Here is a 14175-nt window from a genome sequence, read left to right as displayed (position 1 = left end):
GGGTACTGCCGGGGCCGGCTGTGCACTTTGGTTAAGCGAGGCCAGGTAATGGGCAATGGCCTGTACGTCGCCCGGCGGCAACTGTGCCAGTTCGCTCACCACCGGCCCCATCGGCCCGGTCGCGACGCCGTGGCGATCGGCAAACCCGGTGCTCAGGTAACTGAACAACTGCGCCTCGGTCCAAGGTTCCGGTGCGCGAGACAACGCGTTGAGTGCCGGGGCCTCCCAACCGTCGACCATGGCCCCAGCCAGGTAGCTGCCACCGGTTTTCTCGGCGCCCAGGGCGTTGCGCGGGGAATGGCACGCCGCGCAGTGGCCCAGGCCCTCGACCAGGTAACGGCCACGGTTCCATTGCTCGCCCTGGGCCGGGTCGCTCTGGTATTCACCCTGCTTGAGAAACAGCGTGTTCCAACCCGCCATCAGCGGCCGCACATTGAACGGAAAGTTCAGGTTATTGGCCGGCGCCGCTTGTGCCACCGGCGCTTGCGACATCAGGTAGGCGTACAGCGCCTGCATGTCGGCTTCCTGAATGCTGCGAAACGCCGTGTAGGGAAATGCCGGGTACAGGTGCCGGCCGTCGCGGCTGATGCCCTGGCGCATGGCGCGGTCGAAGGCGGCGAATGACCAATTGCCGATACCGGTTTGGGCGTCGGGGGTAATGTTGGTGCTGTAGAGCGTGCCGAACGGCGTGGCCATCGCCAGGCCCCCGGCATTCAGCGCACCGCCCGCAGCCGTGTGGCACACTGCGCAGTCGCCGGCGGCGGCCAGTTGGCGGCCACGTTCCACTGTCGCCGCGCTCCAGGTGCCCGGCCCAGGCGGTGCCACCGGGGCGATTTCGGCGCGCCAGGGCATTGCGGTAAGGCCCACGCCGAGCAGGGCACCGAACACCCCGCTGATACCTGCCAGCCAGCCCCTGCGCCGCGGCTTTTTCGGCGCCGCGGCATAGGGCAGCCCGATGGGGTCGGGGCCGCCACCCTGGCCGTTTTCGGCCAGGGCCTGGCGCACTCGCTCGGCGGTAATCGGCAGCTCGCGAAAACGAATGCCCGTGGCGTCGAACAGCGCGTTGGCAATGGCCGCGGCGCTGGGTACCGAGGCCGACTCCCCCGCGCCCAAGGGCGGCTCGCCCTGGCGCGGCATCATCATCACGTCGACCTTGGGCACCTCGGGGAAGGTCAAGATCGGGTAACCGCCCCACTCCTTGCTGGTAATGCGCGAGGCTTCGAACGTCACCTGCTCCTTGAGCACCCGGCTGGTCGATTGCATCACATTGCCGTGGATCTGGTGCTGCACGCCGGCCGGGTTGACCATCTGCCCGGCATCATGGCCCACCACCACACGGGTCACCGCCACCTCGCCGGTGGTTTTATCCACGGCCACGTCCGCCACCCAGGCGGCCCAGGCGGCCCCAAACCCCGGGAACTTGCTGTGGATGTAGCGCGCATAGGCAAAGCCGCGCCCGCGCAGCACCCCGTCTTCGGCCGGCGTTTGCTGTGGCTGGGTGTGGGGCGCCCAGTTCGCGCGCTCGGCGGTCGCCCGCACCAACTCGGCGGCGCGCTCATCGGGCAGGTAACGCAGGCGGTACTCGACCGGGTCCACGCCAGCGGCAAAGGCCAGTTCGTCGATGTACGACTCATGGGCAAACACATTGGGCAACGCCGACACACCGCGCAACCAAGAGGCCCGCACGATCGGCGCCATGTCGTTGATGGTGACCCGCACTTGTGGGTAGGCGTAATGCGGCACCGAGGTGCGGTCACCCATCTCGTACATCACCGGCACCGGCTCGACCTTGCCCGTCAGCACCAGAGCCAGCGTGGGCGCGCCGTTGGAAGGGTAGCTGGTGCGAAAATCGTACACGGCGGGCGCACCGCTGGCGTCCAGCCCGCCGTCTACCTCCATCAACTGTGCGGTGCCCTTCGGCTCCCAGGCGTGCTCCTGTTCGCGGGTCAGTTGCACCCGCACCGGGCGGCCCACTGCCCGTGACAACAACACCGCGTCGGCACACACATCGTCGGCACAATTGCGCCCATAGCAGCCAGCCGCCTCCATACGAATGATCTCGATACGCCGCTCGTCGCAATCGAGCAGCCAGGCGAGGTCGGCGCGCAGGGCGTGCGGGTTCTGCGTACCCGACCACACTTGGGTCGCTTCCGGGCGCACATCGGCGATGCCACAGGAGGGGCCAATGGACGCATGCAGTTGGTAAGGCCACAGGTACTGGCGGGTGAAGCGCTGGGCTACCGCCTCCAGGGCTTGGTCAACCCCACCGGTGTCATGCACTACACGTTGCACCTGTTCGTTGCGCTTCACCGCCGCGGCAATGTCGGAAAGGTCCGGCAACCACTGCTCCCAAGGCTTCCACTGCGTCTTGAGTTCGCGCGCTGCTTTGATCGCTTGTTCTTCGCGCTCGGCGACGATGCCGATGAAGTCGCCCTCGACCACCAGCTTGACGATGCCCGGAATATGCGCAATGGAGCTTTCATCCACCGCCATCAGGCTGGTACCCACGAATGGGCCGGTGTCGTAGCCATCGTAGGGTGGGCGTACCACCCGGCCATGGAGCATGTTCGGTACACGCATGTCGTGCACGAAGGTCAGCTCGCCGGTGGCTTTGGCCGGAATATCCACCCGCGCGGTGCTTTGCCCCACCAAGCGGTAATCGGCCTGTGCCTTGAGCGGGGCGTCGCCGGTCAGGGGCAGGCGCGTTTGCGCGCCAGCGACCAGCGCAGCGAAACTGACCGAACGCTCGCCCGCATACACATAGCCTGCGTCCATGCGCAGCGCCGCCACTTCGCAGCCCAACTGCCGGGCCGCGGCCTGCAACAACCAGCGGCGCGCTTCGGCGGCGGCGTTACGTAACGGAACGGCACTGATCTGCAGGGTGGCGCTGGCGATGGTCGCGCCCTGATTGGGCGCCCGCTCGGTGTCACCGAGCACCATGTGCAATTGGTCCATGCGCAGGTCGAGCTCTTCGGCCACGATTTGCGCGAGCGAGGTGCGAACGCCAGTGCCCAGGTCGACATGGCCGTTAAAGGCCAGCACTTGGCCGTTATCGCAAATGGCCAGGAACACGCCCAGTTCCTTCGGTTTGAGTACCGGCGCCTGGCCCTTGGGCACCAAGCCAGGCGGCGGCTGAAGCTGGTCGACCACCAGCAACACGCCGTCGCGGGCCAGCAATTGGGCTTGGCTGGGTAGTGCCGTATCAACCATGGCTACGGCCCTCCCGGCTCAGCTCGACCGCGCGGTGCGCCGCCGCGAGGATTTCCAAGTGGGTGCCGCAGCGGCATAGGTTGCCCGACAACGCGCGGCGAATTTGCACATCGCTGGGCTCCGGTTCGTGTTCGAGCAGCGCGGCCACGCTCATGATCATGCCGTTCAGGCAATAACCGCACTGGGCGGCCTGGCATTCGATAAACGCCTGTTGCACCGGGTGCAGGTGCTGGCGGCTGCCCAGCCCTTCCAAGGTAGTGATACACCGGCCCGGCATACCGCCCCAAGGCACCACGCACGACCGCGCCGGGCGGCCGTCGATGATCACGGTACAGGCGCCACACTCACCCAGACCGCAGCCGTATTTGGGGCCGTTGAGTGCAAGGTCATTGCGCAGCACCAGCAACAACGGCGTATCGGCCATGGCCGTGCGCACCACTGGCTGGCCATTGACCGTACAACCGACCGAACGCACCTGCGGGCAACTGTGGGGGGCGTCTTTCATAGCGTCCACGTTCATGAAGTGTCTACTTAATGAAAGGCAAGTTTAATGCCATATGCTCCAAGGCATGCCCGCCGGCCGCGCTGCGCCACTGCAGCCGCATCCGCCCCATTTATAGTGGGTACGCTGTTTGTCACTTTTATAAACGCCGTGCGGCGGTGTGTACCTTACTGGTGCAACATCCCCCGCCCTTGCGTTGTTTGCGTGCGTGCTCGCCCCCTAGGGTTTAGCAAGGTGCACGTGCTTTTAGTGGTTAAAAACTTACTTTTCCAACCGCTGCATAAAAAAAACGGAGCGGAAAAAATTCACCTAATTAATCAGTTATATAAATATCGCAACTTGGATCCCGCCAAGCTGCCAGTGGCCTGGCACCGGTTTTGCTGGACCCACCATAAAGAGCGCACACACCCTAAAAGCGCAATGCCGTATAGCCCTGCCTCGACTTCGCCCATGCCCTGCAATGCAGGCCCAGCAAGGAATTCGATCGATGAAGCGTCGGCCCTGGTTTGTCGTCACCATGTTCACCCGCCCCTTGGTCTACCTTGGTTGCCTGGCGCTGCTGGCCCAGGCGGCCCGCGCCGAAGAAATCTCCGTGACGCAATGGGGCACCAGCCTGTACGGCCTGCCCTTTGCCGTGGCCATGGACAAGGGCTACTTCAAGCAAGCCGGCATCGACATCACCGGCATACTCGGCTCTGGCGGGGGTGGTACCACGGTACGCAACATCCTTGCCAGCGACACGCCCTATGGCGAGGTAGCGCTGTCGGCGGCCCTGGCGGCGCAGCGCCAGGGGCTGGACCTGGTGTTGGTGAATGTGGGCACCCGTTCGGTGGCTGAGGCCAGCGCAGTAGTGGCCAAGGGTGCGCCACTGGCTAGCGTGAAGGACCTGGCCGGCAAAAAGATCGCCATTACCTCGCCCAAGGGCGTGTCGGAGATGCTGCTGCTAATGGTGCTGCAAAAGGAAGGCGTAGACCCGGCCAGCGTCACCCGGGTGGCATCCGGTGGTTACGTCAACGGGCTGACCCTGCTCGACCAAGGCGCGGTCAGCGCCGCCGTGCTGATCGAGCCGCTGTCGATTACCCGCAAGGCCGATTACACAACTTTGTACCGGGCAGGCGACGTGCTCGAACCGATGACCACCTCGGTGGGGATCACCACCCGCGCCTTCGCCAAGGCCCACCCGGAAAAACTCAAGGCCATCATCGAAGGCCGCCGGCAGGCGGTACAGTTTATTTATCAGCACCCCGAGGACGCCGCGGCGATCCTGGCCAAGGCCTTCAAGTTCGACCCGGCCATCGCCCAAGAGGCGACCGCCAACATGGTCAAGTCGCACATGTGGAGCGAAGGCGAGTTCAACCAGGCCGAACTCGACCGCATGGCCAGCGGGCTGCGCTTGGTCGGCGAAGTCAACGGCCCGGTGGACTTCGCCTCGATGATCGATACCGCCTACCTGCCGGCGGACCTACAGGGGGTCCACTGATGAGCCGTGCCCTTCCCCTGTCGGACCTGGTTCGGATGCAAGCCGCGCGGCGCCCTGAGCCGGTGCACGTCGAGTTGGCCCAGGTCACCCGCCGCTTCACCCACCCGGCCACGGGCGAGCCGTTCCAGGCGCTGGGGCCGATTGACCTGGCCCTGGTCAAGGGCGAGTTCTTTTCTATCGTGGGCCCTTCCGGTTGCGGCAAATCAACGTTGCTCGACCTGTTGTCTGGCCTGGGCAAGCCCAGCAGCGGGCGGGTGCTGTTCGAAGGCAAACCGGTGAACGGCGTGCCGGAGGGTGTGGGCGTGGTGTTCCAGGAGAACGCGGCGTTTCCGTGGCTGTGCGTACGCGACAACATCGCCTTTGGCCTGCGCCGCGCCGGGGTCGAGGCGGCCGAAGTACAGCGCCGGGTCGATTACGCGCTGGGCTTCATGGGCCTGCGGGATTTCGCCAAGGCGTACCCGGCACAGTTGTCTGGCGGCATGCGCCAACGTGTATGCATTGCCCGCACCCTGGTGACGCAACCGCGGCTGATTTTGCTCGACGAGCCGTTCGGCGCACTGGACCAGCAAACCCGCCTGCTGATGGGCGATGAATTGCTCAAATTATGGCGTGAAACCGGCGCCACCGTGCTGTTGATCACCCATGCCCTGGACGAAGCGGCCATGCTCTCGGGCCGGGTGGGGGTGATGTCGACGCGCCCGGGGTTGTTCATCGATTTTGTCGACACCGGTTGGCCCGCCGACCGCGACAGCCGCGTGGTATCTACCCCGCGCTTTGGCGAAATCACCGCCAGGCTCTGGGAAAAACTGCGTGTAGAAACCCTGAAGATCATGGGCGGCGCCCACTGACCGCTACCGAGGCTTTGCGATGACCAAAGAAAGCGTGATACGGCTGTGCGTGGTAGTCGGGTTCATTGCGCTGGTCGAAGGGCTGTGCCGCACCGGCGTGATCGGCGCAACGGTGATGACCGCGCCCTCGCAGATGGCCAGCCAACTGCTGCGGGTGCTGGCGGCCGGCACCTACAACCACGACATTGCGTTCAGTTTCATCAACATTGTCTGCGCCGCCGTACTGGCGGTGGTGGCAGGCTTCGGCCTGGGTGTGGTGATCCATTCGCTGCCGCGGCTGCGCCAGGCGTTGGAGCCCCTGCTGTCGAGCTACTATGCCGTGCCCACGTTCATTTTCTACCCGGTGTTCATCGTGCTGTTCGGCGTCGGCCACGGCTCGATCATCGCTATCGCCGTGCTGCTGGCCATCGTGGCGATGATCACCGCTACCCTCAGCGGGCTGGACCGGATCCCCGCGGTACTGCGCAAAACGGCCCGGGTGATGCGCCTCTCAAGGGCCCGCACGGCGCTGGCGATCGAATTGCCGGCTGCCCTGCCACACCTGTTCGGCGGGGTAAAGCTGGCGGTGGCCTATGCCTTTATCGGGGTAATCGCCTCGGAGTTCATCCTCTCAGGGGCGGGCATGGGTTACGCCATCGCCTATGCCTACAACCAGTTCGACAACGCCAACATGTACGCCCTGATGCTGCTGGTGCTACTGAGCGTAACGCTGGTCAATGGCCTGCTCAACCACATAGATCGCCGCCTACAGCGGCGCCAGCAAAGGTAAGCCGCGATGCGCCTGCTCCCTAACGTGATCCTGCTGCTGGTGTTGCTTGCGCTCTGGGAAAGTTTGCACCTGGCCGTGGGGCCCAGCGCGATGGCCTCGCCCTGGGCCACCGCCGCGCGCTTGGCCAGCCTGTTGGCGCAGGCCGATACCTGGCGCCACATCGGCGCCACCGCCAGCGCTTTTGCCTGGTCGCTGCTGCTGGCCTGCGTCGGCGGGGTGGCGTTGGGCATGTTGCTGGGCCTGAACGCAATGGCCGGCAACGTGGCCGAGCCGATTTTGATGAACCTGTATGCACTGCCCAAGGTGACGCTCTACCCGCTGGTGTTGTTGTGCTTTGGCCTGGGGCTGGGGTCGAAGGTCGCCTTTGGCGTGATGCACGGGCTTATTCCCATCCTGTTGTTCACCATGAATGCCCTGCGCCATCTGCCGCCAGTGTATATGCGCAGCGCCCGCAGCTTGCGCTTGGCACCCTGGCAAACGGCCTGGCACATCCTGCTGCCAGCCATCGCCGGCGAGGTACTGGCCGGCATCCGCCTGGGTTTCGCCCTTACCTTGCTGGGGGTGCTCATCGGCGAAATGTTCGCCTCGCAAAAAGGCCTGGGTTACCTGGCCATGACCGCCATGGGGGCCGGTGACATCGCTACCCTACTGGCCATCGCCCTGTTGCTGACCTGTTTCGCCGTGACCGGCAACGCCCTGCTGCTGCGGGTGGGCCGGCACCTGGAACACCCGTGAACCTTCATTGACCCCTTCCGTTGCCGAGGACCTTGCGATGTACGACGTATTCCAGACCGACCGTTTGATCGACCTGTGGTTGGCCGAAGACATCGGCTACTGCGACCTCACCGCCCAAGTGATGATCGAGCCTCATGAAACCGGCGCCTTTTACATGAACGCCCGCGAACCGATGATCATCGCTGGCATTGACGTCGCCGCCCGGGTGTTCAAACGCTACGACCCCTACCTCGACGTACAGGTGCGGGTGCAAGATGGCCAGCGCGTGGAAAAAGGCGCGGTACTGATCGACGTGCGCGGTAACGCCCGCAGCGTGCTGACGGCGGAACGCACCGCGCTGAACATCCTTCAGCGCCTGTGCGGGATCGCCAACGAAACCGCCAAGTACGTCGCGGCCGTGGCAGGCAGCCGCGCCCGGCTGATCGATACACGCAAAACCACCCCGGGCCTGCGCATGCTCGAAAAACATGCCGTGGCCTGCGGCGGTGGCCTCAACCACCGCTTGGGCCTGGATAACGGCGTGATGATCAAAGACAACCACATCGCCGTCTGCGGTGGCATCCGCCAGGCGGTGGCGCGCGCCCGGCGCAGCCTGCCGGTGCTGACCAAGCTGGAGGTAGAATGTGACCGCCTCGAACAGGTCAACGAAGCGCTGGAAGCCGGCGTTGACGTGATCATGCTCGACAACATGAGCCTCGAGGCCATGACCGAGGCAGTACAACGGGTCGGCGGGCGGACCAAGCTCGAAGCCAGCGGCGGCATCAACCTTTCGACCATCGGCGCCATTGCCGCCACCGGCGTAGACTATATCTCTACCAGTAAGCTGAACCAGGCGGCGGTGTGCGTTGACATCGGCCTGGACGAAGCGGAGTAAGGCAATGGCCCAGGGCATCTTCTTTTTTATCGTCGGCCCCAGCGGGGCCGGCAAAGACGCGCTGATAGAAGGCGCCCGCGCGCGCCTGGGCAACAGCGGGCGCTACGTATTCGCCCAGCGCACCATCACCCGGCCCAGCACGGCCCCTGGGGAAGACCACCACGGCGTGAGCGAAGCCGAATTCGACGCGCTGCTGCGGCAAGGGCAGTTTTTGATGACCTGGCAGGCGCACGGGCTGCGTTACGGCCTGCCCGCCAGCTTGCGCCAGCAATTGGCCGATGGCGTGAACGTGATCGCCAATGGTTCACGCACGATGATCCGCGAGTTGGCGGGCAAGGTGCCGCGCCTGGTCGTGATCGACGTTCACGCGCCGGTGGAGGTGCTGGCTGCGCGCATTCTAGGCCGTGGCCGCGAGGATGCCCAGGCCGCCCGCGAGCGCCTGCTGCGCAGCGTCGAACCGCTGCCGGCCGACATCGAAACCTTGCAGGTGGCCAACGACGGCACCCTCGAAGAGGGCGTGGAGCGTTTTGTCGCCACCTTGGAAAAAACCAGCCAACGCCTCAGGGCCCGGCGCTTGCCCCTGGCCACCGGGCGTGAACGGCTGGCCTGGCTGCCGGCCCATGGCCAAGCGGTGCAGGCCGACGACTACCTGGGCGAAGCCAAGGTAGACCTGTTGGCCGGCGAACGCGCGGTGAGCGCGCAAGTGTACAAAGTGCTCGACCCCACCTGGCTTGCCGACGGCGAGATCGGCCTGTGCGAAGAAACCTTCCGCGCCTTGGGCATCGAAGAGGGCACCAGCATTGCCCTGCGGCGCACGCCCTCGCCCGCCAGCCGCCAGGCGCTGCGCAAGAAAGTCGGCGGCGGCGAGTTGGGCCAGGATGAATACGACATGTTGATCCGCGACATCGTCGACGGCCGCTACAGTGAGGGGGAAATCAGCGCCTTTTTGGTCACCGCCACCCGCCACTTGAGCGACCCTGAGGTACTGGCCCTGGCCCGGGTGCGTGCCCGTTACGCCACGCCGCTGCGCTGGGCGGCGCCCATCGTGGTCGACAAACACTCCATGGGCGGCATCCCCGGTAGCCGCATTACCCTGATCGTGGTGCCGATCATCGCCGCCCACGGGCTGGCCATGCCGAAAACCTCGTCGCGGGCGATCACCTCCGCCGCCGGCACCGCCGACGCCATGGAAACCGTGGCGCGGGTAGACCTGACAGCGGCGGACGTCGCCCGCTGCGTGGCCCAAACCAATGCCTGTATCGCCTGGAACGGCCGCCTCAACCACTCGGCGGTGGACGATGTAATGAACGCCATCACCCGCCCGCTGGGCATCGACTCCAACCGATGGTCGGTGGCTTCGATCCTGTCGAAAAAACTGGCCGCAGGTTCCACCCACGTGATCGTCGACCTGCCCTACGGCGAGCGCACCAAGCTCAAAACCCAGGCCGACGCTCAAGCCCTCGGTGAGCTGTTCGAGCGCATCGGCCACGGCTTGGGCCTAACGGTCAAGGCCTTTGCCACCGACGGCAAAGCGCCGGTCGGCCGCGGCATCGGCCCCGCACTGGAGGTGCGTGATGTGCGCTGGGTGCTCGGCAACCACGCGCAGGCACCGGCAGACCTGCGCGCCAAAGCGCTGTTCTTCGCCAGCCACATCCTCGCCTGGGACCCGGCCGTGGGCAACGTCGAGCGCGGCCTGGCGCTGGCCGAGCGCCTGCTGAGCAGTGGCCAGGCACTGGCCGCCTTCGAGCGAATCATCGATGCCCAAGGCCGGCGTGAGCCCATTCTGCCCGGCCCCCTCACCCGCCATATCGCCGCGCCGCGCAGCGGCACGGTGCACAGCATCGATGGCTGGACCATCGCCGGCATTGCCCGGCGCGCCGGGGCACCGGAAGACAAAAGCGCGGGCATCGACCTGCACTGCGCCCTTGGCCAGCCGGTGCAGGCCGGCGATACCCTTTACACCTTGCATGCCAGCCACGCCCTGGAGTTGGAAGCCGCGGCGCTGTTGGCGCAGATGGACAACGGCGTGGTGATTGAATAGCGGCTGCGCAGCCCGGCGCGGATCGGTTACTCTGTGTGGCCAACCATCGATTCGAGGTAACCCGCCATGGCCCAAGCCACAGCCCGCCACATCCTGGTCGCCAGTGAAGCCCAGTGCAATGAACTCAAAACCCAAATCGAAGGCGGCGCCGACTTCGCGGAGTTGGCCAAGGCCCACTCCAGTTGCCCCTCCAGCCGCCAGGGCGGCGACCTCGGCACTTTCGGCCCCGGGCAAATGGTCAAGGCGTTCGACGAGGTGGTATTCAGCGCCCCGGTGAACACCGTTCAAGGCCCAGTGAAAACCCAGTTCGGCTACCTGCTTGAAGTGACCAGCCGAAAGGACTAAGGCCCCGGCACGTTACCCGCTGCACGTTTCAAGTAAAAAGCCCGCCGCGCTGTTTGCTTGCCGCGTGCGGTGCTTGAAGCACGATGCGCCCCAGCGCTTGCCCCTCAACACAAGGCGGCCTATGCGACGACTGTTCAAACTGCTGACCCTCGCCCTGTTACTGGCCCCGGCAGTGGCATCGGCGGTGCCCGAAACCGCGCTGACGGTGTACGGCGAGCCGGCCAAATATGGGCCGGGCTTCACCCATTTCGACTATGTGAACCCCGATGCGCCCAAGGGGGGCAGCGTGCGCCGCTCGGCCCTGGAGCTCGGCGGCTTCGACCACCTGATGCCCTACGTCGATAAAGGCACCGGTGTAAGCCAGATCGACGGCCTGGTGTATTCGCCGTTGGCCGTGCGCAGCATGGACGAGCCTTATACCGTATATGGCTTGGTCGCCCAGCGCATGGAGCGCGCCCCTGACGGCCTGTGGCTGCGCTTTTACCTGGACCCCCGCGCCCGCTTCGCCGACGGCTCGCCGATCACCGCCGAAGATGTGCGCTACACCTTCGACTTGCTGATGACCCAGGGCAGCCTGCGCTACCGCGCGCAATTCGCCGACGTCAAAGCCGTCACGGTCGAAGCTGAACGGCAGGTGCGCTTCGACTTCAACAATGCCGAAAGCCGTACACTAGCCCTGGATGTGGCCAGCCTGCCGGTGCTGCCGGAGCACTGGTGGAAAACCCGCGACTTCGCCAACGGTGGCGGGTTCGAGCCGCCCTTGGGCAGCGGCCCGTACCGGGTGGGTAAGGTCGATAACGACCGCAGCATCACCTTCGAGCGCGACCCGGGCTGGTGGGGCAAAGACTTGCCCGTGGCGCGTGGCATGTACAACTTCGACCGTTACACAGTGGAGTTCTTTGGCGACACCGAGGTGGCCCGCCAAGTGCTGCGCGGCGGCGGTTTCGACTACAACCGCGAATTCTCCGCCACCGCCTACACCCTCGGCTACGACGGCCCGGCCCTGGCTGACGGCCGCTTGCAGCGGGCACACCTGGCACCCCAAGCCGTGCAACCGGCGCAAGGCTACGTGTTCAACCTGCAGCGCCCGGTGTTCCAGGACCGCCGCGTGCGCCAGGCGCTGGCCATGCTGTGGGATTTCGAATGGAGCAACAAGCAGATGATGCGCGGCATGTATATCCGCCAGAAGAGCTTTTTCTCCAACAGCGAACTGGCAGCCACCCAGCCGCCCACCCCGCAAGAGCTGGACATCCTCGAACCGCTACGCGGCCAGGTGCCCGAGGAAGTCTTCGGCGCGCCCTTCGAACCCCCTAAAACCGACGGCAGCGGGACCATCCGCGGCCTGCAACTCAAAGCCCTGGCGTTGCTCGAAGCCGCCGGCTGGCACCCACAGGGCGACCGCTTGGTCAATGCCCAGGGTGAACCGCTGAGCTTTACCTTCCTCAATGCCCAGGGCGGCGTAGAGCGCCTGTTGCTGCCGTGGAAACGCACCCTGGCGCAGATCGGCATCGACCTGCAGATCCGCCGCGTCGACCCGTCCCAATACCTGAACAGGCTGATGGCGCGCGACTACGACATGATCGTGACCGGTTATGCCGTCGCGGCCTCGCCGGGCCTGGAGCTGTACAACTACTTCGGCTCCAAGGCCGCGACCGATACCGGATCAAACAACTACATGGTGCTGCAAGACCCCGCCGTGGACCACTTGATCGACGGTCTTACCCGCGCCAAGACCCATGAGCAGATGGTGACCTACGCCCATGCGCTGGACCGGGTGCTGCAATGGGGCTATTACTGGGTCGGCAACTATTACCCGCCGGGCACCTCCACGGTGTGGTGGAACCGCTTCGGCATACCGCCGCACCCGGCACCGTTCGACGAAGCACTGGACACCTGGTGGGAAGTCAGCCCCACCCCGCTCACCCGCGAGCAAATGGCCACACGCAACACCCAGGAGGCGCACTGATGCTCGGTTACATCCTGCGCCGTTTGTTGTTGATCATCCCTACCTTGTTGATCATCCTGCTGGTGAACTTCGTGATCATCCAGGCGGCGCCCGGTGGCCCGGTGGAGCAGGCCATCGCCCACCTGCAGGGGGTTGGCGGCGGCGCGGTGGGTGCCAGCGGCGGTGATAATCCCCAGGGCGGCTCACGGGCGAGCCGTGGCTTGGACCCGAAGCTGATCGAAGGCATCAAGCGCCAATATGGCTTCGACAAACCGGCCCCTGAGCGGCTGTGGATCATGCTCAAGCACTATGCGGTGCTGGACTTCGGCAGCAGTTTTTTCCGCGGGGCCAAGGTCACCGACTTGATCTTGCAAAAGCTGCCGGTCACGCTTTCGCTGGGTTTCTGGGCCACCTTGCTTACCTACCTCGTGTCGATCCCGTTGGGCATTCGCAAGGCCGTGCGCCATGGCAGCTATTTCGATATCTGGAGCAGCACGGCCATTGTGATTGGTTATGCGATGCCACCGTTTCTCTTTGCCATGTTGCTGATCGTGCTGTTCTGCGGCGGCACCGAACTGAACTGGTTTCCGGTGCGCGGGCTGGTTTCGGAAAACTTCGACCAATTGCCGTTCTGGGGCAAGGTGGCCGATTATTTCTGGCACCTGGTGCTGCCCGTCACGTCCCTGGTGGTGGGCGGTTTCGCCACCCTCACGGTGTTGGTCAAAAATGCCTTTCTCAACGAAGTGACCCGCCAATACGTGGTCACCGCGCGCGCCAAGGGTGTGACCGAGCGCCGCGTGCTGTACGGGCATATTTTCCGTAATGCCATGCTGCTGGTGGTGGCCGGGTTGCCGCAGGCGCTGGTCAGTGTGTTTTTTGCAGGCTCGTTGTTGATCGAGGTGATTTTCTCCCTCGACGGCTTGGGCCGGCTGAGCTACGAAGCGGCAGTGGCCCGCGATTACCCGGTGGTGTTCGGCACGCTGTTCATCTTCACGCTGGCGGGGCTGTTGATCAAATTGGTCGGTGATGTGTGCTACACGCTGCTCGACCCGCGCATCGATTTTGCCGCGAGGGGCGCCTGATGGTTTTATCACCCATGGCGCGCCGGCGCCTGGACCGTTTCAAGCAGAACCGCCGTGGTTGGTGGTCGTTATGGCTGTTTTTGCTGGTGTTCGCCCTGGCCCTCGGTGCGGAACTGGTGGCCAACGATAAACCGCTGCTGCTCAAAGCGGGCGGGCAGTATTACTTCCCGGCGTTCAAGCGCTACACCGAGCAGCAGTTGGGTGGCGTGCTCCCCTTCCAGCCCGACTACCGCAGCGATTACGTGCGCCAACTGGTCAAGGGCCAAGGCGGCTGGATGCTGTTCCCGCCCATTGCCTTCAGCGCCGACACGCCCAACTACGACCTCGGCCGCCCAGCCCCGCGC

The 14175-nt window shown here is 65.0% G+C and carries 11 protein-coding genes and 1 pseudogene; 10 read left to right on the top strand and 2 right to left on the bottom strand.

Annotated features, from left to right (window positions below; all coding sequences use genetic code 11):
* Window positions 1–3210 (bottom strand): molybdopterin cofactor-binding domain-containing protein (locus HAQ05_RS26780; RefSeq protein ID WP_190427113.1); only part of this gene is annotated, 3210 nt, incomplete at its 3' end.
* Window positions 3203–3715, bottom strand: coding sequence for a (2Fe-2S)-binding protein (locus HAQ05_RS26775; protein ID WP_190427119.1), 513 nt, complete (start codon window positions 3713–3715; stop codon window positions 3203–3205). The genes HAQ05_RS26775 and HAQ05_RS26780, both read right to left, overlap by 8 nt.
* Before the next feature lie 484 nt (window positions 3716–4199).
* Here HAQ05_RS26775 and HAQ05_RS26770 point away from each other — a divergent pair, with 484 nt between their 5' ends.
* From HAQ05_RS26770 to HAQ05_RS26725, 10 genes and pseudogenes are all read left to right on the top strand, one after another.
* Window positions 4200–5192, top strand: coding sequence for an ABC transporter substrate-binding protein (locus HAQ05_RS26770; protein ID WP_202988125.1), 993 nt, complete (start codon window positions 4200–4202; stop codon window positions 5190–5192).
* The gene (locus HAQ05_RS26765) at window positions 5192–6040 is read left to right on the top strand and encodes an ABC transporter ATP-binding protein (protein ID WP_190427109.1); all 849 of its coding nucleotides are present in this window, start codon (window positions 5192–5194) and stop codon (window positions 6038–6040) included. The genes HAQ05_RS26770 and HAQ05_RS26765 overlap by 1 nt, the downstream gene beginning before the upstream one ends.
* 19 nt (window positions 6041–6059) lie before the next feature.
* Entirely contained in the window at window positions 6060–6809 is a 750-nt protein-coding gene (locus HAQ05_RS26760; RefSeq protein ID WP_190427108.1) for an ABC transporter permease, read from the top strand.
* Between the two features lie 6 nt (window positions 6810–6815).
* A complete protein-coding gene (locus HAQ05_RS26755) occupies window positions 6816–7544 on the top strand; it encodes an ABC transporter permease (RefSeq protein ID WP_190427106.1) in 729 nt (242 codons plus the stop codon).
* Between the two features lie 37 nt (window positions 7545–7581).
* The gene (gene nadC, locus HAQ05_RS26750) at window positions 7582–8418 is read left to right on the top strand and encodes a carboxylating nicotinate-nucleotide diphosphorylase (protein ID WP_190427104.1); all 837 of its coding nucleotides are present in this window, start codon (window positions 7582–7584) and stop codon (window positions 8416–8418) included.
* Between the two features lie 4 nt (window positions 8419–8422).
* Window positions 8423–10459 carry a phosphonate metabolism protein/1,5-bisphosphokinase (PRPP-forming) PhnN gene (gene phnN, locus HAQ05_RS26745; RefSeq protein ID WP_190427102.1) on the top strand — a complete coding sequence of 679 codons (2037 nt, stop codon included), beginning with the start codon at window positions 8423–8425 and terminating at the stop codon, window positions 10457–10459.
* A 66-nt stretch (window positions 10460–10525) separates the two neighbouring features.
* Window positions 10526–10804: a peptidylprolyl isomerase gene (locus HAQ05_RS26740; RefSeq protein WP_190427100.1), complete on the top strand. Its 279-nt coding sequence runs from the start codon at window positions 10526–10528 to the stop codon at window positions 10802–10804.
* Between the two features lie 121 nt (window positions 10805–10925).
* A complete protein-coding gene (locus HAQ05_RS26735; protein WP_190427098.1) occupies window positions 10926–12770 on the top strand; it encodes an extracellular solute-binding protein in 1845 nt (614 codons plus the stop codon).
* Window positions 12770–13831, top strand: a complete 1062-nt coding sequence (locus HAQ05_RS26730; protein ID WP_190427096.1) for a microcin C ABC transporter permease YejB — start codon at window positions 12770–12772, stop codon at window positions 13829–13831. The genes HAQ05_RS26735 and HAQ05_RS26730 overlap by 1 nt, the downstream gene beginning before the upstream one ends.
* Window positions 13828–14175: pseudogene (locus HAQ05_RS26725) on the top strand (ABC transporter permease); the annotation flags it as partial. The gene HAQ05_RS26730 and the pseudogene HAQ05_RS26725, both read left to right, overlap by 4 nt.

It is taken from the genome of Pseudomonas typographi, assembly GCF_014694385.1.
Lineage (GTDB): Bacteria > Pseudomonadota > Gammaproteobacteria > Pseudomonadales > Pseudomonadaceae > Aquipseudomonas > Aquipseudomonas typographi.
Note: the sequence above shows the minus strand (reverse complement) of the source record. Positions and strands in the feature narration are given on the sequence as shown.

What these genes read in the sequence shown, in the direction of transcription:
- HAQ05_RS26770 (WP_202988125.1), top strand. Translation starts at nt 4,200, where the DNA reads ATGAAGCGTCGGCCCTGGTTTGTCGTCACCATGTTCACCCGCCCCTTG.
- nadC (WP_190427104.1), top strand. Translation starts at nt 7,582, where the DNA reads ATGTACGACGTATTCCAGACCGACCGTTTGATCGACCTGTGGTTGGCC.
- HAQ05_RS26755 (WP_190427106.1), top strand. Translation starts at nt 6,816, where the DNA reads ATGCGCCTGCTCCCTAACGTGATCCTGCTGCTGGTGTTGCTTGCGCTC.
- HAQ05_RS26765 (WP_190427109.1), top strand. Translation starts at nt 5,192, where the DNA reads ATGAGCCGTGCCCTTCCCCTGTCGGACCTGGTTCGGATGCAAGCCGCG.
- HAQ05_RS26760 (WP_190427108.1), top strand. Translation starts at nt 6,060, where the DNA reads ATGACCAAAGAAAGCGTGATACGGCTGTGCGTGGTAGTCGGGTTCATT.
- HAQ05_RS26735 (WP_190427098.1), top strand. Translation starts at nt 10,926, where the DNA reads ATGCGACGACTGTTCAAACTGCTGACCCTCGCCCTGTTACTGGCCCCG.
- HAQ05_RS26730 (WP_190427096.1), top strand. Translation starts at nt 12,770, where the DNA reads ATGCTCGGTTACATCCTGCGCCGTTTGTTGTTGATCATCCCTACCTTG.
- HAQ05_RS26740 (WP_190427100.1), top strand. Translation starts at nt 10,526, where the DNA reads ATGGCCCAAGCCACAGCCCGCCACATCCTGGTCGCCAGTGAAGCCCAG.
- phnN (WP_190427102.1), top strand. Translation starts at nt 8,423, where the DNA reads ATGGCCCAGGGCATCTTCTTTTTTATCGTCGGCCCCAGCGGGGCCGGC.
- HAQ05_RS26775 (WP_190427119.1), bottom strand. Translation starts at nt 3,715, where the DNA reads ATGAAAGACGCCCCCCACAGTTGCCCGCAGGTGCGTTCGGTCGGTTGT.